Here is a 19,876-nt window from a genome sequence, read left to right on the forward strand (position 1 = left end):
GTCACTCCTCCTGATCGTGACGTGCACTCAGGCAGGCGCGGACCTCGCGGCCACTGCCTGTCTGGCGCGCCTCCGTCGACTGGGCCAGGTACTGGACGATGCCGGTGCCGCGGCCGTGTTCGTCGGAGGCGATGTCGGGGCGGTGGCGCTCCACTGCACCGCCGGAGTCGGTGACCACGATGTGCAGCGTGCCGTCGTGGAGGACTAGCCGCAGGGTCATGCGCTCGCGGCCGTACTGGGCGGCGTTGGCGGCGAGTTCGTCGACGATGAGAATGGCGGAGTCCCGCTCGCTCGCGGGCACCTGCCAGGCTTCCAGCAGATCCGCCGTGAAGTGACGGACGGCGTAGACGTGCGCCTCCTGCGCGGGCAGGGTGAGCAGCGCCTCGTGGCGGCAGGGCCGGCCGGGCTGTGGACTGGTGCGGGGGGAGTCGGTCACGAACATGGTCTTCTGGCTCTTCTGTGAGTGTGCGGAGACCGGGAAGGGGGACCACCAGCAGCACCCTCTCGGGTTGTCGGCGGGCTGATCCTGCATGGCGCGCTCATGTGGTTTCACGGGTGCCGCATGCCGAACGGTTCGGGTGGTCGGCCCATTTGTTCGGTTTCTTACCGTTCAGTTCAGGGCAGCGGCCCGGCCGGGCTCACGCGGCCCCTGTGCCGGAACTCGCCGCCGTACGCGGGCGGACCGGGCACCAGTAGTTCGCTCCCCCGCCCGTGGTCGGTGCCGGGCGGGGTGCTGGGCCGCGCGTGTGCGGGAGGAAGCCATGCGGGTGGCCACGCCTGTGCGGGAGGAGGCCATGCGAGTGGCCAGACGTGTGCCGGAGCAGGCCATACGAGTGGCCAGACGTGTGCCGGAGCAGGCCATACGGGTGCCCAGGCGCGTGCCGGAGGAGGCCAGGCGCCGGACGTCCCTGTGCGCGCTCCCTCGGGCTGGTGCACCGGTTGTAGGCGGCTCCCCTGCCGTTGGCCCACCTGCCGTCGGCTGCCCGACCCCCTCCCGGCCTCTCGTGCCGCCCCGCGGTGCCCCGCGGTCACAATCGGCGGACGTCGTCGGGTCACGCCCGGATCGTGACCAGCTTCTGGCCGTTGTCCGCGATGATCTCGAAGTGCTGGATGGTCTCGGGGGCCATGGCGACCGTCCCGGGGATCGTGGTGCCGGAAGGGTACTTGCCGGCCCACCAGGTGGCGCCGTCCGCCCTGACTCCGCCGGGCCCGACCGCTTGCAGCCGGCAGGTGGTCCCGGCGGGCGCCCCCCTGGCCGAGACCTGTAGGACACTGCCCCAAGCGGAGGGCGAGACCTTCACCGAGGCGGAGACGCCGGTGGCGGGATCGCTTCCGGAGAAGGTGCGCGTGAACGTGGGCGCGCTCGGCCCGGGTGGCGTCGCCACGCTGCCCACGGTGCCGACGGTGGCCAGCCAGGTGCCGCCGGCCGCTGCGGCGACGAGCACCACTGAGGCGGCCGCTCCGGCCAGTTGCAGGCGCCGGGTTCTGCGGCGCCGGGTCGCGGCCTGCTGGAGCAGTCTCTCCAGGACGCCTCTCTCCGGCGTCCGCGGTGTCACGGGTACGGCGGGCGCTGTGGGCCCTTCGGGGGAAGAAACGCGCACGGTTTCGCCCGCCCGCGCCACCAGCCGGTCGGCCAGGTTCCCGTCGGCCGCCGGCACCGTACTCCCCGAAGCCTCCGCCAGGGTCACGGTCGCCAGCAGCGCGGGCAGTCCCGCCAGCCGGGCGTGCTCCGCCTGGCACTCGGCGCAGTGCGTGAGGTGGGCACGCACCAGCTCCGCTTCCTCCGGTGGCAGGGTGCCCAGGACGTACGCTCCGAGCGCCAGCCGGAGATCGTCGTGCTCCGCACTCACGGTCGCCACCTCCCGCACGCCTCTGTCATGGCTCGATCCCGCGTTCCTGCAGCGCCAGCCGCAGGGCGTGCAGGGCGTAGTACGTCCGCGACTTCACCGTGCCCAGCGGGATGCCCAGCACCCGTGCCGCCTCCGCCATGGTCCGGCCCTGGTAGTACGTCTCCAGGAGGACGGCGCGGTGGTCCGGGGACAGCGACCGGACGGCGTCGGCGACCGCCCAGCTCTGTAGTGCCTGATCGATCTCGTCCTCGCCCGGGTTCTGCTCGGCGGCCCGCTCCAGCGCCTCGCCGCCGGTCTCGGCGGGCCGCGCCTGCCGGGCCCGGTGGGCGTCGATGACCAGGTGCCGGGCGACCGTGCACAGCCACGCCCGGGCCGGGCCGCGTGCGGGGTCGAACGCGGCGGGGTGCTGCCACGCCCGGAGCAGTGTCTCCTGCACCACGTCCTCCGCCCATTGCCAGTCTCCCGAGGTCAGCCGCAGCACGTAGTGGAACAGAGGTCCCGCGTGCTCGGCGTACAGCGCGCGCAGCAGTTCCTCGTCCGCGGTCGAAAGGGTCCCTTTACCAGAGACACGGTCTGCGGAGCGATCCGGCCGGGTCCGCGGGCCACGTTTTTGGTTCCAGGGCATGAATCGATCGTCGCGCACATGTACGCCTTTGTCCTGTAATGCACGGTAAGGGGCGGGTGACGTTCAGCGAGTCTCGTGGGCGAGGTGTCCCTGCCGGACCGCGCGGCACCGCCGGCACCCCGCGTGTGCGACGTCGGGGACCCTGGCTGACCGGCGGCGATACCTATTCGTCCCGGAAAGATGCGCATCTGTCGAACCGTGGGGCCCCCGCCGTCCGTGAAGCCCGACAAGAGCCGACTCCGATGCGATGTCTCCACCGGTTCCCCGCGTGGCACAGGAGGAGGCGGAGGTGGCCGGGACACGCCATGCGACGGAAGCGCTCCCGGCGCCGTCCGCCCCACCCCGACCGCACCCTCGCGACGCGCAGAGGTGGAAGCGCGGCGCGGGGCACGTCGAGGCGAGCGGCGCGCACGGGGCGGCGCCCCTGTTCGTCCGCCGGCCGGGCCGGTGACGGGCACGCGCCCACGAACACGGCATCCACCACACATTCACGCGGGTGCGCGCGCCGAACCGGCGCGTTCCACGCCTCCGCCTGATCAACGAGGAACGAACACCATGTACCTGAACCTTCGCACTCCAGGCCGCCGGTCACGCGCGGCGGCCGGGATGGCCGTCGTCATCGTCACCACCGGCGGCGCTCTGGGGCTCCTGAGCGCATGCGGCCAGTCGTCGCATTCCCCGGCAACCGGAGCCGGTGCCCTCACACCCGGCCCGGACCAGCACCGGATGGCAGGGATGCCCGGCACCACGGGGCCGGAAGGCGTGGGCTCCGCTTCCGGCGCCTCACCGATGCCGAGCATGAGCATGCCCATGAGCCCCTCGACCAAGGGCGCCCAGGCCGCGCCGGTCACCGGCAACGCGGTGGCGATCAAGAACTTCGCGTTCTCCCCGGCCAAGCTGAAGATCAAGGTGGGCACGACGGTGACGTGGACCAATCAGGACACCGACGCCCACACCGTCACCAGCACCGGATCGGGCGGCCCGCTGCGTTCGGCCGCCCTGGCCACCCACGCCACCTACCGCCGCACGTTCACCAAGCCCGGCACCTACACATACCTCTGCACCATCCATCCGTTCATGACCGCCACCGTGGAGGTGACCCGATGACCGACCACTGGAACAGCCACGAGGAAGCACCGGCCGATGACACCGGCCGGCCCGAAACCGAGCACGGTATGACCCGACGTCAACTCATGCGGCACACCGCCTGGTTCGGTGGCGCCGTGGTGCTCACCGTAGCCAGTGGACAGGTGATCAGCCAGATCGCCGACTCCCAGGAAGGCACCGCCCGGGGCATCGCCGGGGCCGCGGCCGCGGAGAGCGGGGCGCTGCGGTTCGTACAGGTCTCCGACAGCCACATCGGGTTCCAGGGCCCGGCCAACACGGATGTGGCCGGCTCGTTCTCCGAGGCGATCCACCAGGTCAACACGCTGGGCTTCCGGCCCGACTTCGTGATGCACAGCGGCGACCTGACCCACCTGTCCACGGCCGGGCAGTTCGACCAGGTCAAGCAGATGATGAGCGATATGCGCACGGACCGCGTCTTCACCGTGCCGGGTGAGCACGACTCCATCGGCGACGCGGGCCGCGCCTACCGGCGGACCTTCGGCGCGGGCACGCTCGGCGACGGCTGGTACAGCTTCGACACCCACGGCGTGCACTTCATCGCCCTGGTCAACACCCTGAGCCTGGAGAAGCTCGGCCACCTCGGCAACGCCCAGATCGACTTCGTCCGCAAGGACCTCGCCGGAGTGCCGTCGGACACCCCCGTCGTCGTCTTCAGCCACATCCCGCTGTTCGCCATGTACCCGCGGTGGGGCTGGAGCACGGACGACGCCCTGAAGGTCATCGCCCTCCTGCGCCGCTTCTCCTCCGTCACCTGCCTCAACGGGCACGTCCACCAGCTCTTCACCAAGACGGAGGGCAACATCACCTTCCACTCCGCCACCACCACCGCCTACCCCCTGCCCCATCCGGGCCGCGCTCCCGCCCCCACCCCTCAGGTCGTCCCCGCCCGTCAGCTCAAAGAGGCACTCGGTATCCGCAGCGTCGGCTACCGCCGGGGCGAGCGCGAACTGGCCATCACGGACCAGAGGCTCACATGAACACCCGCCGACTCCTCGCCCCCGCCCTGCGGGCGGCGACCGCCGCGACCCTAGCCACCGCCGGATACCTCCACGCCCAGCTCTACGTCGACGGGTACCGCTTCATCCCCGTCATCGGCCCCCTGTTCCTGCTCCAGGCCGGCGCTTCCATCGCCCTCGCCGTCCTGCTGCTGATCGGAACACCGCCCCTGCTGTTGAGAATCGCCGGGGCAGGCGTCGCGCTCGGCGCTCTGGGCGGCTTCGCCGCCTCGCGGACCGTCGGAGTGTTCGGATTCACCGAGCACGGTCTGCAACCCGCGCCACAGGCCGTCCTCAGTCTCCTCGCCGAAACCGGCACCCTGCTGCTCCTCGCCGTCTGGCAGGTGACCCTGGCCGGACGCCCCCGCGCTGCCCGGCCGCCCGTCGGGGCGGCCGCCTGCGCCACCACCCGCGCACCATCCGGCTGAACCACCCGAGGGACGCGCCCATGTACCTGCAACCACGCCCAGGGATCGCCTGGCCGAGCCCGCGCCTGCGTGAACTGAACAACGCCGTACGCGCCCTGCTCGACCTGGACGACGACACCGCCGTCATCATCCGTCAGCTCAGCCGGGGCGAGGCCGGCCGCCCACAGCTGGAGACCGTCGTAGCGGTGCTGCCCATGGACGGCGAACCCCACCGCTGGGTGCTTCACCACCCCGCCGAGCAGATCACCGAGCACGAGCTGCGGGCCACCCTGCTCGACCACGGGTCGCACTGACCGGCACCCGGCTGCCCTGCAGAGCGCCGAACGCCGCGCGGTGAAGGGCGACGGGTGGCGGCGCCGGGGAGCGACCGAGCCGCGCGGCGAAGGGCGACCGATAGCCGCGCCGGGGAGCGACCGAGCCGCGCCCGAGCCGAGCCGGTCCGCCGTCGTCTTCGCGCCGGTGCACAGATGTGCACCGGTGTGCGGCATGGTCGCCGGGCGCGGAACCGACATGGGCCAGGGTCGCTCCGGGAGGCGAGATGAGTCAGCAGCCGGTGGTCCTGCCGTACTGCGACCCTGCCTTCCGGGCTGACCCTTTCCCGTTCTGCAGGAAGCCGCGCGAGGACGGCCCGGTCAAGCTCGTCGGCGCTTGTCACGGGAAGCAGAGCTTGCCGCTGGTCGTCCGGGACTCGATGTCGCGGTAGCCTCGTGTGCCGTCCTTGACGGCGTTAGCCAGCGTGATCGCGTTCTTGCCGATCCGGGACTCGTTCCCCGACAAGGTGGCCACGCACTTCACACTTGACGGCACCGCCGACGGCTACAGCTCCCCCGCCGCAGCACTTGGCAAATACATGCTGGTGTTCGCGATCGAAGCAGTCGGCACCATTGCCGCGGGCTTCTCCACCAGGTCCGCGCTCAAGAGCACCAGGTCGTTGTGTGGACCACCAGTGGCTCCGACGGACGCACCGCGCGACTGTCCCTCTTCCATCTGCCCGTGGCCGTCGTCGTCGGCGCCGTCATAGGCGGTGCCGCCTGGCTCATCTCCAGAAGGCGCGCGTGAACCAGGACGCGACTCCACACCAGGTGACGGCTGGCACCGGTCTCTGGCCAGCGGCTGGATGCTCGCCATAGGCACGACCGTCACCCTGTGGCTCCTGATTTTTTGCGTGGCTTTCCTCGTCACCGGTGCCATCTAGTCACCATCTCCCCCGCGGGGTCACCGCCGGATCGGCGCTCATCCCGTTCCTGCGACGCCGTTTTCCTCCTGACCCCATACAGAGTGCTTCACTCTTGCCAGCGGCAACCAGTTCGTGATCACCTCCGACGACGCCGACACCGCTGCCCAGCTCACCAACCAACCCCTCGCACACGGGCGCAAAGGTGGCTGACATGCCGGTTGACCGCTCCTCGCCCCAAAGCCTCGCGGAGCAAATCGCGGCCTCCGTCCGCCGCAACATGGTCGAAGGAAGCGTAGGAACCCCCGTTCTCGCAGGTCGGCGGATACCGTTTCTCATTTCGCCGCTCTTGATGGTCTGTTTCAGGTCGCCTTCTGGTCGGCGGGCTTGGAGATCTCGGTGGTCACCCGTGCCCCTCGGCAGAGCACCGGGAGCCACAGGAGACATGCCAGCAGGGGGACCACGGCGTAGGTGGCCATGCCCATACTGGAGCCCAGCCCGTCCATGAGCGCGCCGAGGACGAGATAGCCGGTGCCGATGAGCGCCGACTCCACGAATGCGATCATCGACAGCAGGCTCGCCCGGTGGCGCGACGGCACGGCCTCGTTGAACACATTGTCCACGAGCACGGCGGTGATCTCGGGAATCCCGACCAGGGCCAGGAAGGCGGCGATGGTGACCCAGACAAGGCCCAGGCCGCTCAGGCCAAGTGCCGCGGCGAGCGTCAGGAGAGACACCGGGACGATGACCCGGTGCCCGATGCGCCGGTCCGCGTGGTCCGACAGCAGCGGAGTGAGCCCGCCGACGAAGAATCCCGCCGATATGACCACGCTGACCAATGCGGTGCCCGCTCCCTGATCGGAGAGGGTCTTCTGCGTAAAAATGATGTACGGCGTCAAAGTCGCATGCATCAATCCGGAGACCACGACAAGCGTCGCGAGCGCCGGCGTGGCGACCCGAAGCACGGCCCGCCATGCTGTGGCGTCGCCGTGCTCCTCGGCTCCGTCCTGCTCGTCCACCGCGTCCGCGCCGCGGATCTCGGGCACCCGTGACATCAGCACCACCACGGCCAGGACGAGGCACGACGCCGAACCGACGTAGACGATTCCCCAGGAGATCCGCTGCAGTTGGCCGCCGAGGACGATGGCGACTCCCGAGGTGACCGTCCCGAGCATGGTGAAGCGGGACTTGACCTTGACGTAGCCGGCCGTTGCACCACGACGCACGAGCAGGTCGTACAGCAGGGCGGTGTCCGAACCGGACACACATGCCATGCCCACGCCCTGCCCGATGAACAGCGTCAGGAACACCCAGTAGTTGGAGAACGTCACCTGACCGAGCAGACATGCAGCTATCAGCACCTGCCCGATCACGATGCTGGCACGCCTGCCGATTCGGTCGGCGATGACTCCCGTCGGCAATTCCGCAAGTCCGCTGACCAGGTAGAGCAGTGTCTGCAGTAGGGCCACTTGCCCGGCGGAGAAGCCTCGCTGCTGAAGGAAGAGGACGAACACGCCGCGCTGGAACAGCGTGTTGGCGAGCACGGCGTATACGTAGAACGGGCGCGTGACACTTCGTGCCGCACCCTCGACTGCAGCCGGCCCGCTACGGGCCTCCGTGGTGCCGGTCATGCTGCGGGCTCCCCCTGGTGACTCTGGTGATATGAGTGTTGGGCCTCCGCCGCCGACCGGAACGTCCAGTCCATACTTCGCGCAGGACATTGGGCCGGCGTCCAAGCCTGATGATCACGAGAGTGTCCCATGCCTGTTGTTGCAGCTTGCCTTCTCCTGTCGTGCTGGAGAACCTGCGTCCGCCGGACGAGGGCCGGTTCGCTGACCTGCGTGTCCACCTCGGGGTGCTTCCGGATCCGCGATCAGGGCGCGGGCGGTGGTACCCGCCGACGGCGATTTTGCTGATGTGCGCCTGCGCGGCGGTCTCCGGCGCCAGACGCATCGAGGGGGTCGCCGAGCGGCCGGCATCTGCTGTCAGCCGTCACCCGCGCCCCCCATCGCGACGACCACTCAGGGGGGAGGTCTTCGACGCCCTGCACTCGGTCAAGGCCACCAGCGCCTGGCTCTTGACGGCCAAGAAGGACCTCTACATCGCCGTGAGCAAGAAGAACCAGCCCACGACCCATCGGTCGCTCACCGCCGCCCCGCCCGGGCACGCGATCCCGGTGCAGCACATTGCCTCCACCGCCGCCCGACCCGGCCGCACCCACGACATCACCGCCGCCCGCCACGAAAACGTCCCGACTCACCGGCGCGCCGCCGGCCTCGGGGCCCCCGCGGACCTCGGCTTCCGCGGCCTGGACAACTACGGACGCGCCCCCGTGATCATTACCAGCCCCACCGTGACTCGCGCCGACGAGCTCACCACCGGTCAGAGGTTCACTGACCACCCACCCGAACGTGCGGCACAGACAAAAGGTGTGGCCCCCATCGCTTGTTACTCGGTACGGTCGCGGCCACGGCGATGGTGGAGGCTCCGGGACGGGGGTTTGACGTGCGGGCGCGGACGAGGCGGCTGTACTTGTGCAGCTTCAGCGACGGACAGCGTCCGTCGCTGAAGAACCGGACGTGACCATGCGGCTCAACGGGTGAGGAGCGCAGCCGTGTCCACCATCCCCGCGGTCCGCACGAGCAGACGCTCCTGGGCCCTGTTGCTCGTCCTGTGCGGCGCGATCTTCCTTGAGGGCAGCGACGTCGCCATGCTGGCCGTTGCCATCCCCACCATCCGCGCGGATCTGAACCTGACCACCGGCACCGCGGCCTGGGTGATGAGTGGCTACGTGCTCGGCTACGCCGGTTTCACCCTGCTCGGCGGCCGCGCCGCCGATCTGCTGGGCAGGCGGCGGATGTTCCTCACCTGGCTGGGTGTCTTCCTGGTCTTCTCCCTGCTGGGCGGCTTGGCCACCGCCGGCTGGATGCTGGTCGCGGCGCGGTTCGCCACCGGCGTGGCGGCGGCCTTCATGACCCCCGCCGCCATGTCGATCATCACCACCTCGTACCCGCAGGGGCCGCAGCGCGACAAGGCCATGCTGGTCTTCGCCGGCGTCGGCGCCGGCGGCTTCTCGCTGGGACTCGTCATCGGCGGCCTGCTGACCGAAGTCGGCTGGCGCTGGGTGTTCTTCACCCCAGTGTTTCTGACCGGCGCCATCCTGCTTGCGGCGCTCAGGCTGCTGCCGACCGAGTCCCGCCCCGAGCCCGCACGGCACGGTTACGACCTGCCGGGCGCGGCCAGCGCCGCCGCCGCGATGCTGCTGTTCGCCTACGGCATCATTCGGCTTGAGCACCGCGGCGAAGGGATCGAGCTGACCCTTGGCGCCCTCGCCGCCGGGCTGGCGCTGGTGGCGGCGTTCATCCTGATCGAACGACGCGCCAGAGCGCCGCTCGTCCGGCTGGGGATCTTTCGCAAGGCCACGATGGTGCGGGCCGGCCTCGCCGCGCTGCTCTTCCTGGGCGCGTTCTTCGGCTTCCAGTTCATCGTCACCCTCTACCTGCAAGAGCTGCGGGGCTGGTCCTCCTTGCAGGCCGCGATCGCGCTGATCGCCATGGGCTGCGACGCCGTGCTGGCACCCACCCTCACCCCGCGCCTGGTGAACCGCTACGGCAACAGCCGGGTGATCTTCGGCGGCTTCCTGCTGGCGGTCTTGGCCTACGGGCTCTTCCTGCCGGTCGGCATGGACTGGTCCTACGCGGCGATGTTCCCGAGCCTGATCATCGCGGGTACCGCCTTCGCCTTCGCCTACGGTCCGCTCACCATCGCGGCGACCGAGAGCGTGGCCAAGGAGGAGCAGGGCTTGGCCGGCGGGCTGCTGTACACCTTCACCCAGTTCGGCGCGGCGGTCGGGATCTCCACGGTGACCGCGGTGTACGGGACCACCGCGGCCGGTGCCGATGCCTCACCGGGCGCGGTGCTGGACGCCTACCGCACCGCGCTCGTCGTGCCGGTGGCCATGGTGCTGCTGGGAGCGGCGATCTCGGCCTTCGGCCTGCGCAGCGCCAGGACCACCTGCCAGCGGAAGAGCGCGGCGCCCGCGGCCCGCGACGAGGTCAACGACGGCGCTCCGGGGTAAGGCCGGGGCCGCCGCACCGAGTCCGTCGCGGACGAGAAGCCGGACTCGCCTGACCAGGCCCGGCAGCCCGGGGTGGCGTAGGAGTCCCAGGTGCCGATGGGCCAGGCGGCCCAGCCCATCACCTTCAGCTCGTACGGCCAGTCCTGCGGGTGGGCCGTGTCCTTGTTGGCCGTCGGTCCGTCCACGTCTGTGTTCATGAACGGGTGGCCCCTCGTGTTGCAGTAGTGGTCTTGCTGCTGATGAGCTGATGAGTGAGGCCCGAGGAGACGCGCTGCTTTGAGGTGCGCTGTGGCGCGGTTGGGCGGGGGCGGGAGGTGCGGGCGGATGGGGCCCGTTAGGGTGGGGCGTGCTGACGGGTGGTCGCCCGCTGTCTGGCGGGGGTAGGGCGCTCGTGCGGCTACCCGGGATCATCACTGCGAAGGACGGCGACCGAGTGTCTTTCTTCATCATTGGCCATCGTGGTGTCATGGCCGCCGAGCCGGAGAACACCGTGCGTTCTTTCCTGCGGGCTGAACGTGAGGGTCTGGACGGTATCGAACTGGACTTGCATCTGAGCAAGGACGGCGAGCTGGTCGTCATGCACGACGAGACCTTGGAGCGCACGACGGACGGTTCCGGTCCGATCGCCGACCAGGAATTGGAAAGGCTCAAGCAGCTCGATGCCGGTCTCGGTGAGCGGATTCCCACCTTCGGGGAGGTGCTGGACGCCGTCGGGCCGACATTGCCGATCCAGGCGGAGATCAAGGACGTGGCCGCGGCTCGGTCACTTGCCAAAGTGCTGGCCGAGCGCGACCTGTTGGACCGGGTCTCGGTGCTGTCGTTCCACGACGCGGCGCTGATCGAGGTCCGCAGCCTGCTGCCGCAGGCCCGCACGGTGCTGGTGGCAGGCGCCAGCGCGCACCGCGAGACCTTCGTCGGCCGCGCTCAGCAGGTCGGTTCCACGCTGGTCAGCGTGGAGTTGCGCCAGCTGAACCGGGTCATTGTGGACAGGTGCGGCGCTGCCGGTATCGACGTGATGGCCTGGACCGTCAACGATGAACGCGACCTGGCGCTGGCCCGGGCGCTGGGTCTGGTGGGCTGCGTGACCGACCAGCCCGGCATGAAACGGCTGGCCGAGGCCACGGCCTGACCTTGGGGATTGCGGGCCGTGCGGGAGCGAGCCGTCCGGCCGCCCGGCGCCGTTGGTGACGCCACGCCTCCGGGCAGTGAAGTCTGTGGCAGAACCTGGGCGGTCGTAGACGAGAGCCGGCGTTCCATGCTCGTCGGCAGTCTGGCTGACCAGCCTCCCCTGCCCATTGGGCACACCGTCCTCGAACAGGCTCGGGCCGTCGCCGAGGAAGACGAGGAACACGCCGAGGGCCGGTGTGTCGACGTTGTGCGCTGCCGGCATGGCCGGCCTGGACGACGCTTGCGCTGGACGGCCCGAGGATGTCACCGCCGTCGGCGGCCTTCGAGTCGACCACCGGCTGTCCGTGAGGTCGCGGGCAGCCCGTACGTCTGTCGGAAGGGTCTGGCGGTACCGTTTGGGCCGGCCTCATATCCGGCTTCCTCGGCACCTCATCATTCCCGCGTGCCGGTGTGTACGTCAGGGACTCTCAGTCGGCTCCGGGTGAGGTTGTGGGCTTGTCGATCGTGACCGCCTCTGCGGGTGTCTGGGGTGCCGGTGGTGAGGGCGGGAATGCTCCTCCGCGGCGTAGGACGGCGTAGCCGATGCCGATTCCGGCGGCAACGGGCCACTCCAGGGCGCCTGCCAGAGCGAGGGCGCCGAGCCCGGCGTAGAGGGGAAGTCCGCCTTTGGCCGGCAGGATGCGCTGGGCGGCGGTGATGGGAAGGGTGACCGCCTTCTGCGCGGCGTGGGCGACGTTGTCGAGCGGAATGGTGATCGTGTGCCGGTCGTGATCATGCTGGGTGCGATCGGCGGTCGCGTCTGCGGGGGCTGCTGCGGGGGGCTGAGCTGTCGTCTGGGTCATGTGATCACTCCATCACTCTTGCCGACCCCTTCTTTCATTATGTCCGATACATGCATATTCAGGGTCTGTTCGTTTATGATCAACGGCCGACCGCACAGACATCGGCGATCAACGTCCGAGTTGACCACCACCCGCGTTCACCTTTTGTTGGCTCAGTTGAGAGATTGGGGCCATTTACGCGCCTCAGAAGCGGATTCTCCTGAGAAAACCGGCAAAACAAGCCAGCTTCGACTTGGCTTGATCGGCTTGATCGGCTCCAGGACACCGCAGTGCCTCTCACTCTCGTCATCACGCTACCCCGCACCTCATTTGTTCCATCGGTGCAGTCGCTTGTCCGCACCCTCACTCCCCTGGCCACGCCTCTCCTTGGCATGGCCATCGACGCCAGCGGCCTGGGGCTGCCCGCGCGTCTCCTGCTTCACGCCGCGCTGCACACCACCCAGCAGCTGCGTCACACAGACGGTGAAGACGGCATGTCGGCACCGTTCGCGACCGCGGCGGCTCCTCGCGTCGGCTCAGGTATGCAATCCAGGTCGGTGGCCCTGCCGAGCACCTCCACCCCCGCATAGCGCTGCATCGACTCCGGACGGCACCAGCCCGAGAAGCCGTCGGCGGCGGGTCGGGTCCATCGGCGGTCGACATGGATCGCCGGGCACGGACTATCGCAGGTGGCGCACACCGCCCCATGGATGCCCCCGTCAGCGGCGGCGGGCGTGTCGCGGGAGACTGTGACGCAGAAGTCTGCGTATCCGGCGCAGTGAGGGCCGGTACACACCAGGCCGTGTGACATCGCCTCGTCCCAGGGGCACCTCGGGCATGGTGTGTCTGCACCCGGCGATCTTCAGCACACAGGTGGCCGTATGCCCGGTGGCATCGCCGGCGCGGAGCGTGACGTCGAAGGGTTGGGGTGGGTCACCGGGAAGTTCGGCGGTGAGCGTGGTGAGCCCGCGGTGTCCCGCCGACGTGCACTGGTAACCGACCACCTTGCCGTCCACCAGCAGCTCGGTCTCATGTGTGGCCAAGCGTGTCTGCACCGTGACGGAGTGCCCTGCCAAGTCGAGATGGAAGCGGGGAGAGCGGGACACGGGCACACCTCCCAGGTTCCCGTTAGCGGCCCGTCCTCCCAGAATAAGCGGCGTCTCACGGCAGCGGCCCGCCTCGCGAGGAGGTGAACATCTACCCTTTGGGTGCCGACGGGCCGTCCGCAGCGGCACGACTCGATCACCACCGCGACCAGTCCTGATGCCTGACCGACCGCAGCATCTTCACATGCCGGAGCCGAAACCCAGCACCTGTGAAAGATTCGCCCATTTGATCCCGGTATGCGAGGTCTCGGGATGAGCGAAGACCTCACCGACTGCCCACCCTTGGGCCCTGGCCGAGTGCTCTGCCGGAGCACATCCCCGTCGCGGTCAAGGTGTCCCCAGGACCCGGGCCGGGGCGCGACGGAGGCTTCGTCGACCAGTCGGACCGCTGATCGACCCACGCCATCTGCCGGGCGTCCAGCCGCCTGCCTGTCAGGACATCGCGGTGGACCGCGAACACTTCCGTGCAGACGAAAGCCTGAAAGACCGGTGCCGCACTCGGGCGACGACGTCACGCGGGTGGCCGCCGCCTCGTCACGCGCCCCCGCCCGGTGTCGGTGCTGTGGGGCCGGCCGGGCTGGTGGGGAGCATGGCCCTGTAGAGGGCGTCATGCTCGGGCGAAGGAGGCAGGGGCCCACGGGCCGGTGCCTCGCAGGGCTGGATGAGCATGGCGACACCGTTGCGGTGGCCACGGGCTGTAAGTAGATAAGCCCATCCGATCAGGGAGTGGGCGACCTATTCGAATCGCATGAGGGTCTCGTTGCCCCGGGGCCTGAACCGGCGGCGTGGAGCTTTCACTCACTCCCCTCCCCTACCTGCAGTGACGGAAGGATCGCCGTGTCCAGCACCGCCGTCGTCAGACCTGTCCCAGATGGGGCTGGCCATCACCGCACGTTCGGCGCTTGCAGCACGCGGTTGACCAGCCGTACGGTTCACCTGGCCTGAAGCAACGCACCACGGCGCGGAAGGGAAAGGAATCCCTAGCCGACCGGCAGCTGCGGCCGAAGAGCTTCAACAGTGAGCGCCGCCCCGCTCACCGGCCGGTCTTCTTGGAACAGCGCGAGCTGGTCCTTGACCCAGGGGTCGAATACCGCGAGCCGCTGCTTGGACGACGGGCAGAAGGTCGCCAGCTGGTCCTCGATCCAACGGTCCGTGGGCTGCCTGGCGGCATTGTGGCGGTCGGAGGAGTGCTGAGTGCCACCGGATACGCCGACGGCCGGATGGTGCTCGGGCGCTTGGGCTGTGACCGCCGTCGCGGGACCGCTGCCGATCGCCATGGCGCCGACGGCGAGCAGCGTGGAAGCGCCGACTATCGCGATCCGTCCAGTCATCTGCATGATCTCCTCCCTCTTGCCGGGCCGCGTCCGCAGTGGTGCGGCGGGGCCCGGCAGCGCCCATACCCGTTCCCCATGCCCCACACACACCGCGGACGGGACATTTCAGGCATCGGGATTCTGCCCGCATCCCATGGGCCACTACGACCGATTGCTCACCCTGCGTAAGGCCACGATTGCCAGGCTGACCTTGACAACGCGCGTGCTGGTGCAAGCCCACCGGCGTGCTGCAGGCCACGCGCCTCCCGGCCCCCCGGCTGGTGCGCGTGGCGATGCGGACGACGGCGCCCGCGGTGCTTGTGCCAGCACCGGACCCGCTTCACGTCGCGGCAGAGCCCACACAGTGGCGACCGGTCCGAGGCAGCTGAGCTTGTCCCGGTCGATCACCGAGTGGATGGTCTGGATCTCTGCCCGCCGAGCCCTCGATCCAGAGGGGCAAGATGTGGCGGACCTTTCCGTCCCCGTCGCGGGACGACCTCACCCTCGCGGAGGGCGTCGAGTAACAGGTCCAACGTCCCTGCGCACCGACGCCACCCATATCGCCGCGCCGTCCGCACGGGTCGGGCTGGAACAGGTCCTGCTGCTAGGGCGAGCCGATCCCGGAGAAACCCCTGACCCGTGGACGCCGTGCCGTGCCGAAGGCTACGGCTAGCTTGCGTGTCGGCGGGATGCGGAGACCGCGCGGTGGCTCGGCGTCAGGCGGCCAGCGTCTGCGTCGCCTTGGTCGTCGTCGTGCGGTCCGCTCGCAGTCGTTCCAGGAGGGCGTCGGCGGCGATGAGGGCTTGGTCCACCGACTGGGTGCCGGTCATGACGCACAGCGTGTAGGAGGCGTCCTCCAGCTCTCGGCTGGAGTAACCGGTGGGGTGCAGGTCATGACGGAAGCGGGCGTCGGCGAAGCGGGCCAGTACCGCGCGTAGTTCCTTCTCCGCAGGCAGCAACACAGCGACAACCTTCTCGAAAGGCGGGCCGTTTGACGGGGCCCGCGACGTCCGTGAGCGCGCATCCGCCTGATGGCTGCACGGCTGGAAGCAGTGGATGCGTGCTCCAGGGAGTCGTGTGCCCGGACCTGATCACCGTATGCACTTTGCTGCCGCACTCGGCTGAGGGTAGTTCTTCATGGCGGAGACCTGTGTCCCGGCTCTGCCTGTGCCGTGCTGAGTCACTCGTCAGGGTTGAGCTCGTCGTACACCATCTCCACCAGTCTCTCGGCCTCGGGCGTACGAGGGTCGGGGGAGATTTCGTAGTACCCGCCCAGGGTCGTGATCACGTCCTTGTGGGAGCCGTCGTGCTCCTGCTGACCGTCTTCCCGTTCCTTGGAAGTCAGGGGGTCGACGTCGGCGCTCTGCCACCACCAGATCCTGTTCCGGATCTCGTCCTTCGACAGGGGGCCGTCCAATGTGATGTCCCTGCCGTGGACCTTCGCCGTGATCCTCGCCGAGTCCGCGCCGGTAGCCATAGGCGCTCTCTCCTTTCCCGCGAAGCGGACGCCGTCAGCGCCTTGTGTCGATCACAGCAGCGGTTACCCGCCGAAAGCCATGTCTCACGGTGTGCTGGAGGAGTCACGGCACCTCACCGGCTGCCGCAGGGCTCGGCTTCGATGCCTTGAAAGGACTGGGCCCGCCGCCGTGGATGCTGTGGCTCGCGACTGTCCGACACCGAGGTACCGTGCAACGATCCCGGGTACACGCTGTGCGCGATCTACCTGACGAGCGACGGCAGCGGCCGCCTGCCGGCGTGGCGGCCCTGTGCCCGGGTTCGCCACGACTCAACGGCTTCGTCCGATCGGGTACGCGACGGATCCGCCCTACGTCGAGTGGGCCGCCTGCCTCGGCTGAGCAGCTTCTCGCGATGTTCGACCTGGGGGTCGGAGGAACGCGTCAGGGGGCCCGGCTGATTCCGGGCCCCCTGAGATTCGTGGCGGGGACCTGCGACCCCTGGGTTATGAGCCCAGCGAGATACTGAGCTGCTCCACCCATCGTCGGTGGTGCCGCTCTACACCGGCTCCGCAGGCCGGCGCGGGACGTCAGCCGCGGACGATGTTCTCCGCCTGGGGCCCCTTCTGACCCTGGGTGACGTCGAACGTGACCGTCTCGCCCTCGACCAGCTCGCGGTAGCCGTTGCCGGTGATGTTGGAGTAGTGGGCGAAGACGTCCGGTCCGCCGCCGTCCTGGGCGATGAAACCGAAGCCCTTCTCGGAGTTGAACCACTTCACGGTGCCGCTGGCCATACTGCGTCCTTCGATCTTGCCGGGGGTGCCGGCCGGGGTGAGTAGCGGCATCTGCCCTTGCGGGAAGACGCCATCGTCCGTTCTACCCCGACCAGGGCCGTGTCATTCGATCATCCGTCCACCAGTCGGACGAGTCTGGTCCGATGGACGCCGCCGGCCCGGGCAACGGCCGGTACGCACGGCCACATCCGGACACGTGCCGCTCTCTCCGCCCGCGGGCGAACAGTGCTGACGAGATGACCACCACATGATCACCCGGTCGCCGAGCAGCCTGCCTGCGACTCCGGTGCAGGCAGACAGGCAGGCCGGCCGGCACGGGCGCATGCTGCCAGGTCCACGGCGTCACAACTGCGAAGCGCCCGCCGTAACTGTGGTTGACCCCGCCCTCGATGGACCTACCAGGATTCGGCCAGTACGGGACTTCTTCTTCAGGCGCACCAAGATCGCGTCGAACTCTTCATCGGTTCCGAGGAAGGCGACGTGGCTCTCGTCGACGCGGTCATGGGCACGGCTTCAGTGCCGGCAGGCCGCTCTGCGGAACGGGCACGACCGATGCCCGCCCCCGCCTCCCTGCGACGCAGCCCGACTCCCGGTGTCTCGACCCGAGCCCGACCGCACCTCCCGTTCGACCAGCGTGCCGACAACCCCGGCGAGCTACCCGCCCTCAGAGGTACCTGCTGATCGGTGATGGCTCGCGCCTGCGGAGGAAGCGGACCAGGTGACGTAGCGGCCTTCGACCGCGATGTCGGGCTGGGCTTCCGCCACGAGGTCCGGGCGTCGGGGTGGTACTCCAGCTCGCCTCGGATTCCCCAGCACGCCGGGTCGCCGCCCTCACCGTCGCCCTCGTCTCCGGGTCGGACCTCGACGCGTGGGAGCGGGTGTACCCCCTCAGCGGCCACGGCCTGGCCCCCCTGCGGTCCCCGCCCCCTTCGGCGGACTCACCCCCTGCGCCTCCCAGGCACCGGTCGACTCCCCCGGTTGAGGTCCTGGTGCCAGCGCATGGGTCGCCTCCGTCGCCCCCCTGTACTCCTTGGACGTGCCAGGACCTGGCGTACTGCGCCCACTTCTGCAGAGAGACCGCACGCTTGCCCCTCCCGATGAGCCGGGCCTTTCGGACTGCGGGCGGTGCTGGCACACGTGATGCCCGCCGGTGCCAGGATGGTCCTGTCGCGGCGAAGGGAGCGCATCCGTGGTCTGGTCGACGAGCGAGCTCGACCCGCGCCGCAGCCAGGCACTCGCCGCATCACTGCCCGCACTCCTTGAATTGGCCAGGCTCGCTGCCCACCAACCCGACAGGCCGACAGCACCGCTACCCCTCATCCAATCCAGTAAGGAATCACGGCATGACCATCCCGCGCGCCTTCCCTCTGGAGCCCACCTCGATCCGTGTGTCGGATGAGGTGCTCAATGACCTGCGCGCCCGTCTCACGCTGACTCGTCCGCCGCTGGAGGAGGGTAATGAGGACTGGTCGTACGGCGTCCCGGACAGCTATCTGCGTGAGCTGGTGGCCTACTGGCGGGACGGCTACGACTGGCGCAAGGCCGAGGCCGCCATCAACGTGTACGAGCACTACGAGGTGAGCGTCGCCGGTGTTCCGGTGCACTTCATGCGCAAGCCCGGTCGGGGCCCCCGCCCGATCCCCTTGATCCTCACCCATGGCTGGCCGTGGACGTTCTGGCACTGGTCGAAGGTGATCGACCCGCTCGCCGACCCGGCCGCGTTCGGCGGCGATCCCGCCGACGCGTTCGACGTCATCGTGCCGTCTCTTCCCGGCTTCGGTTTCCCCGGCCCGCTCACCGGCTTCCCTGACATCAACTTCTGGAAGGTGTCCGATCTCTGGCACACCCTGATGACCGAGACCCTGGGCTACGAGAAGTACGCCGCCGGGGGTTGCGACATCGGCGGAGTCGTCTCCAGTCAGCTCGGCCACAAGTACGCCGACGAGCTCTACGGCATCCACATCGGCTCCGGGCTGCCGCTCGACTACTTCACCGGTCCCCGCGCCTGGGACTTCGCCCGGAATCAACCCCTCACCGACGGCCAGCCCGCCGACGTCCGCGCCCGCATCATCGAGCTGGACCACCGCTTCGCGTCCCACCTCGTCGTGCACATGCTCGACGGTGCCACCCTGGCCCACGGGCTGAGCGACTCACCCGCCGGACTGCTCGCCTGGCTGCTGGAGCGCTGGAACGCCTGGAGCGACAACGGTGGCGATGTCGAAGCCGTCTTCACCAAGGACGACCTGCTCACCCACACCACGATCTACTGGGTGAACAACTCCATCGCGACGTCGATGCGTTACTACGCCAACGCCAACCGCTGTCCCTGGTCCCCCGCCCACGACCGTACCCCGGTGGTACAGGCTCCGGTCGGACTCACCTTCGTCACGTACGAGAACCCGCCCGGCATCCACACCGCCGACGAGCGCGTCCGGGCGTTCAAGAACGGCCCGCAGGCCGATTGGTTCAACCACGTCAACGTCAACGCCCACGACCACGGCGGCCACTTCATTCCCTGGGAGAACCCCGACGCCTGGGTGAGCGATCTGCGCCGCACCTTCCACGGCCGTAGGCCCTGAACGACCCCGTGGGCTCGTCCGGGGACGGGCCGAGCGAACATGACCTGGTGCGAGCGTGCGCGTCAGCCGGCTCCCCCCGCTCGCCACGCCGTACGCCGGCCCGGCCGTCATCGGACGTACCGCGATGGCCACCAGACAGCTGGCCCGCCGGGCGCGCCGTAGGGTGTAAGGCTGAGGGTGAGCACCCCGTCGGACTACGCCGCCGATCCCTGGCCGGCCTCTCCCGGATCCCCCAGCGGCCGGGTCAGCGCATCATCCGCTTCCGCCCGGCGCCCCGGCTCCGTCTCATCCAGCTCCCAGTAGTACCGGCAGTCATCGCACCGGTACACGGGGATCCCCGCGTCGATCGTCAGTACGGCTCCGTGCGGGCAGCCGCTGCCATCACCGCGCCCCACACACTCCA

General features: G+C 69.3%; 17 protein-coding genes. 8 read left to right on the forward strand and 9 right to left on the reverse strand.

Going from position 1 to position 19,876, the window contains the following annotated elements:
* Nucleotide 1: 1 nt before the first annotated feature.
* The 3 genes from ACH4LD_RS26050 to ACH4LD_RS26060 all read right to left on the reverse strand — a co-directional run bounded on the left by ACH4LD_RS26050 (nucleotide 2) and on the right by ACH4LD_RS26060 (nucleotide 2,475).
* A complete protein-coding gene (locus ACH4LD_RS26050; RefSeq protein WP_398056866.1) occupies nucleotides 2–442 on the reverse strand; it encodes an ATP-binding protein in 441 nt (146 codons plus the stop codon).
* A 610-nt stretch (nucleotides 443–1,052) separates the two neighbouring features.
* Nucleotides 1,053–1,850 (reverse strand): anti-sigma factor family protein, encoded by a 798-nt coding sequence (locus tag ACH4LD_RS26055; protein WP_398056766.1) that lies wholly within the window; start codon nucleotides 1,848–1,850, stop codon nucleotides 1,053–1,055.
* Nucleotides 1,851–1,875: 25 nt separating this feature from the next.
* Nucleotides 1,876–2,475, reverse strand: a complete 600-nt coding sequence (locus ACH4LD_RS26060) for a sigma-70 family RNA polymerase sigma factor (RefSeq protein WP_398056765.1) — start codon at nucleotides 2,473–2,475, stop codon at nucleotides 1,876–1,878.
* Nucleotides 2,476–3,285: 810 nt separating this feature from the next.
* Between ACH4LD_RS26060 and ACH4LD_RS26065 the strand changes: the two genes are divergently transcribed.
* The 5 genes from ACH4LD_RS26065 to ACH4LD_RS26085 all read left to right on the forward strand — a co-directional run bounded on the left by ACH4LD_RS26065 (nucleotide 3,286) and on the right by ACH4LD_RS26085 (nucleotide 6,085).
* A complete protein-coding gene (locus tag ACH4LD_RS26065) occupies nucleotides 3,286–3,582 on the forward strand; it encodes a plastocyanin/azurin family copper-binding protein (protein ID WP_398056764.1) in 297 nt (98 codons plus the stop codon).
* The gene (locus ACH4LD_RS26070; RefSeq protein ID WP_398056763.1) at nucleotides 3,579–4,580 is read left to right on the forward strand and encodes a metallophosphoesterase family protein; all 1,002 of its coding nucleotides are present in this window, start codon (nucleotides 3,579–3,581) and stop codon (nucleotides 4,578–4,580) included. Before ACH4LD_RS26065 ends, ACH4LD_RS26070 begins: the two co-directional genes overlap by 4 nt.
* Nucleotides 4,577–5,026, forward strand: a complete 450-nt coding sequence (locus ACH4LD_RS26075) for a hypothetical protein (protein WP_398056762.1) — start codon at nucleotides 4,577–4,579, stop codon at nucleotides 5,024–5,026. The genes ACH4LD_RS26070 and ACH4LD_RS26075 overlap by 4 nt, the downstream gene beginning before the upstream one ends.
* Nucleotides 5,027–5,046: 20 nt before the next feature.
* On the forward strand, nucleotides 5,047–5,319 hold the full coding sequence (locus ACH4LD_RS26080) for a hypothetical protein (protein ID WP_398056761.1): 273 nt from the start codon (nucleotides 5,047–5,049) through the stop codon (nucleotides 5,317–5,319).
* 640 nt (nucleotides 5,320–5,959) lie between these two features.
* Nucleotides 5,960–6,085: a hypothetical protein gene (locus tag ACH4LD_RS26085; RefSeq protein ID WP_398056873.1), complete on the forward strand. Its 126-nt coding sequence runs from the start codon at nucleotides 5,960–5,962 to the stop codon at nucleotides 6,083–6,085.
* 477 nt (nucleotides 6,086–6,562) lie between these two features.
* Here ACH4LD_RS26085 and ACH4LD_RS26090 read toward each other — a convergent pair whose 3' ends face one another.
* Nucleotides 6,563–7,831 (reverse strand): MFS transporter, encoded by a 1,269-nt coding sequence (locus tag ACH4LD_RS26090; protein WP_398056760.1) that lies wholly within the window; start codon nucleotides 7,829–7,831, stop codon nucleotides 6,563–6,565.
* Nucleotides 7,832–8,814: 983 nt separating this feature from the next.
* Here ACH4LD_RS26090 and ACH4LD_RS26095 point away from each other — a divergent pair.
* Together ACH4LD_RS26095 and ACH4LD_RS26100 are read left to right on the forward strand one after the other, a co-directional pair.
* A complete protein-coding gene (locus ACH4LD_RS26095; RefSeq protein ID WP_398056759.1) occupies nucleotides 8,815–10,278 on the forward strand; it encodes an MFS transporter in 1,464 nt (487 codons plus the stop codon).
* 433 nt (nucleotides 10,279–10,711) lie between these two features.
* Nucleotides 10,712–11,407, forward strand: coding sequence for a glycerophosphodiester phosphodiesterase (locus tag ACH4LD_RS26100; protein WP_398056758.1), 696 nt, complete (start codon nucleotides 10,712–10,714; stop codon nucleotides 11,405–11,407).
* Nucleotides 11,408–11,873: 466 nt separating this feature from the next.
* Here ACH4LD_RS26100 and ACH4LD_RS26105 read toward each other — a convergent pair whose 3' ends face one another.
* From ACH4LD_RS26105 to ACH4LD_RS26125, 5 genes are all read right to left on the reverse strand, one after another.
* Nucleotides 11,874–12,248: a hypothetical protein gene (locus tag ACH4LD_RS26105; RefSeq protein ID WP_398056757.1), complete on the reverse strand. Its 375-nt coding sequence runs from the start codon at nucleotides 12,246–12,248 to the stop codon at nucleotides 11,874–11,876.
* Nucleotides 12,249–14,313: 2,065 nt separating this feature from the next.
* Complete coding sequence (locus ACH4LD_RS26110; protein ID WP_398056755.1) at nucleotides 14,314–14,670, reverse strand: hypothetical protein; 357 nt, start codon at nucleotides 14,668–14,670, stop codon at nucleotides 14,314–14,316.
* A gap of 692 nt (nucleotides 14,671–15,362) precedes the next feature.
* Nucleotides 15,363–15,608, reverse strand: a complete 246-nt coding sequence (locus tag ACH4LD_RS26115; protein WP_132790812.1) for a DUF5133 domain-containing protein — start codon at nucleotides 15,606–15,608, stop codon at nucleotides 15,363–15,365.
* A 218-nt stretch (nucleotides 15,609–15,826) separates the two neighbouring features.
* Nucleotides 15,827–16,123: a hypothetical protein gene (locus tag ACH4LD_RS26120; RefSeq protein ID WP_398056754.1), complete on the reverse strand. Its 297-nt coding sequence runs from the start codon at nucleotides 16,121–16,123 to the stop codon at nucleotides 15,827–15,829.
* 567 nt (nucleotides 16,124–16,690) lie between these two features.
* A complete protein-coding gene (locus ACH4LD_RS26125) occupies nucleotides 16,691–16,894 on the reverse strand; it encodes a cold-shock protein (RefSeq protein WP_103812030.1) in 204 nt (67 codons plus the stop codon).
* Between the two features lie 1,343 nt (nucleotides 16,895–18,237).
* Between ACH4LD_RS26125 and ACH4LD_RS26130 the strand changes: the two genes are divergently transcribed.
* Nucleotides 18,238–19,473, forward strand: coding sequence for an epoxide hydrolase family protein (locus ACH4LD_RS26130; protein ID WP_398056753.1), 1,236 nt, complete (start codon nucleotides 18,238–18,240; stop codon nucleotides 19,471–19,473).
* Nucleotides 19,474–19,876: the final 403 nt, after the last annotated feature.

The sequence above is a fragment of the Streptomyces sp. NPDC017676 genome (assembly GCF_044329325.1).
Classification (GTDB): Bacteria; Actinomycetota; Actinomycetes; order Streptomycetales; family Streptomycetaceae; genus Streptomyces.

Bases quoted from the DNA above. Each gene is read 5' to 3' on its own strand.
- ACH4LD_RS26050 (WP_398056866.1), bottom strand. From the start codon at position 442: ATGTTCGTGACCGACTCCCCCCGCACCAGTCCACAGCCCGGCCGGCCC.
- ACH4LD_RS26060 (WP_398056765.1), bottom strand. From the start codon at position 2,475: ATGCCCTGGAACCAAAAACGTGGCCCGCGGACCCGGCCGGATCGCTCC.
- ACH4LD_RS26065 (WP_398056764.1), top strand. From the start codon at position 3,286: ATGAGCCCCTCGACCAAGGGCGCCCAGGCCGCGCCGGTCACCGGCAAC.
- ACH4LD_RS26070 (WP_398056763.1), top strand. From the start codon at position 3,579: ATGACCGACCACTGGAACAGCCACGAGGAAGCACCGGCCGATGACACC.
- ACH4LD_RS26075 (WP_398056762.1), top strand. From the start codon at position 4,577: ATGAACACCCGCCGACTCCTCGCCCCCGCCCTGCGGGCGGCGACCGCC.
- ACH4LD_RS26080 (WP_398056761.1), top strand. From the start codon at position 5,047: ATGTACCTGCAACCACGCCCAGGGATCGCCTGGCCGAGCCCGCGCCTG.
- ACH4LD_RS26090 (WP_398056760.1), bottom strand. From the start codon at position 7,831: ATGACCGGCACCACGGAGGCCCGTAGCGGGCCGGCTGCAGTCGAGGGT.
- ACH4LD_RS26105 (WP_398056757.1), bottom strand. From the start codon at position 12,248: ATGACCCAGACGACAGCTCAGCCCCCCGCAGCAGCCCCCGCAGACGCG.
- ACH4LD_RS26110 (WP_398056755.1), bottom strand. From the start codon at position 14,670: ATGCAGATGACTGGACGGATCGCGATAGTCGGCGCTTCCACGCTGCTC.
- ACH4LD_RS26120 (WP_398056754.1), bottom strand. From the start codon at position 16,123: ATGGCTACCGGCGCGGACTCGGCGAGGATCACGGCGAAGGTCCACGGC.
- ACH4LD_RS26125 (WP_103812030.1), bottom strand. From the start codon at position 16,894: ATGGCCAGCGGCACCGTGAAGTGGTTCAACTCCGAGAAGGGCTTCGGT.
- ACH4LD_RS26130 (WP_398056753.1), top strand. From the start codon at position 18,238: ATGACCATCCCGCGCGCCTTCCCTCTGGAGCCCACCTCGATCCGTGTG.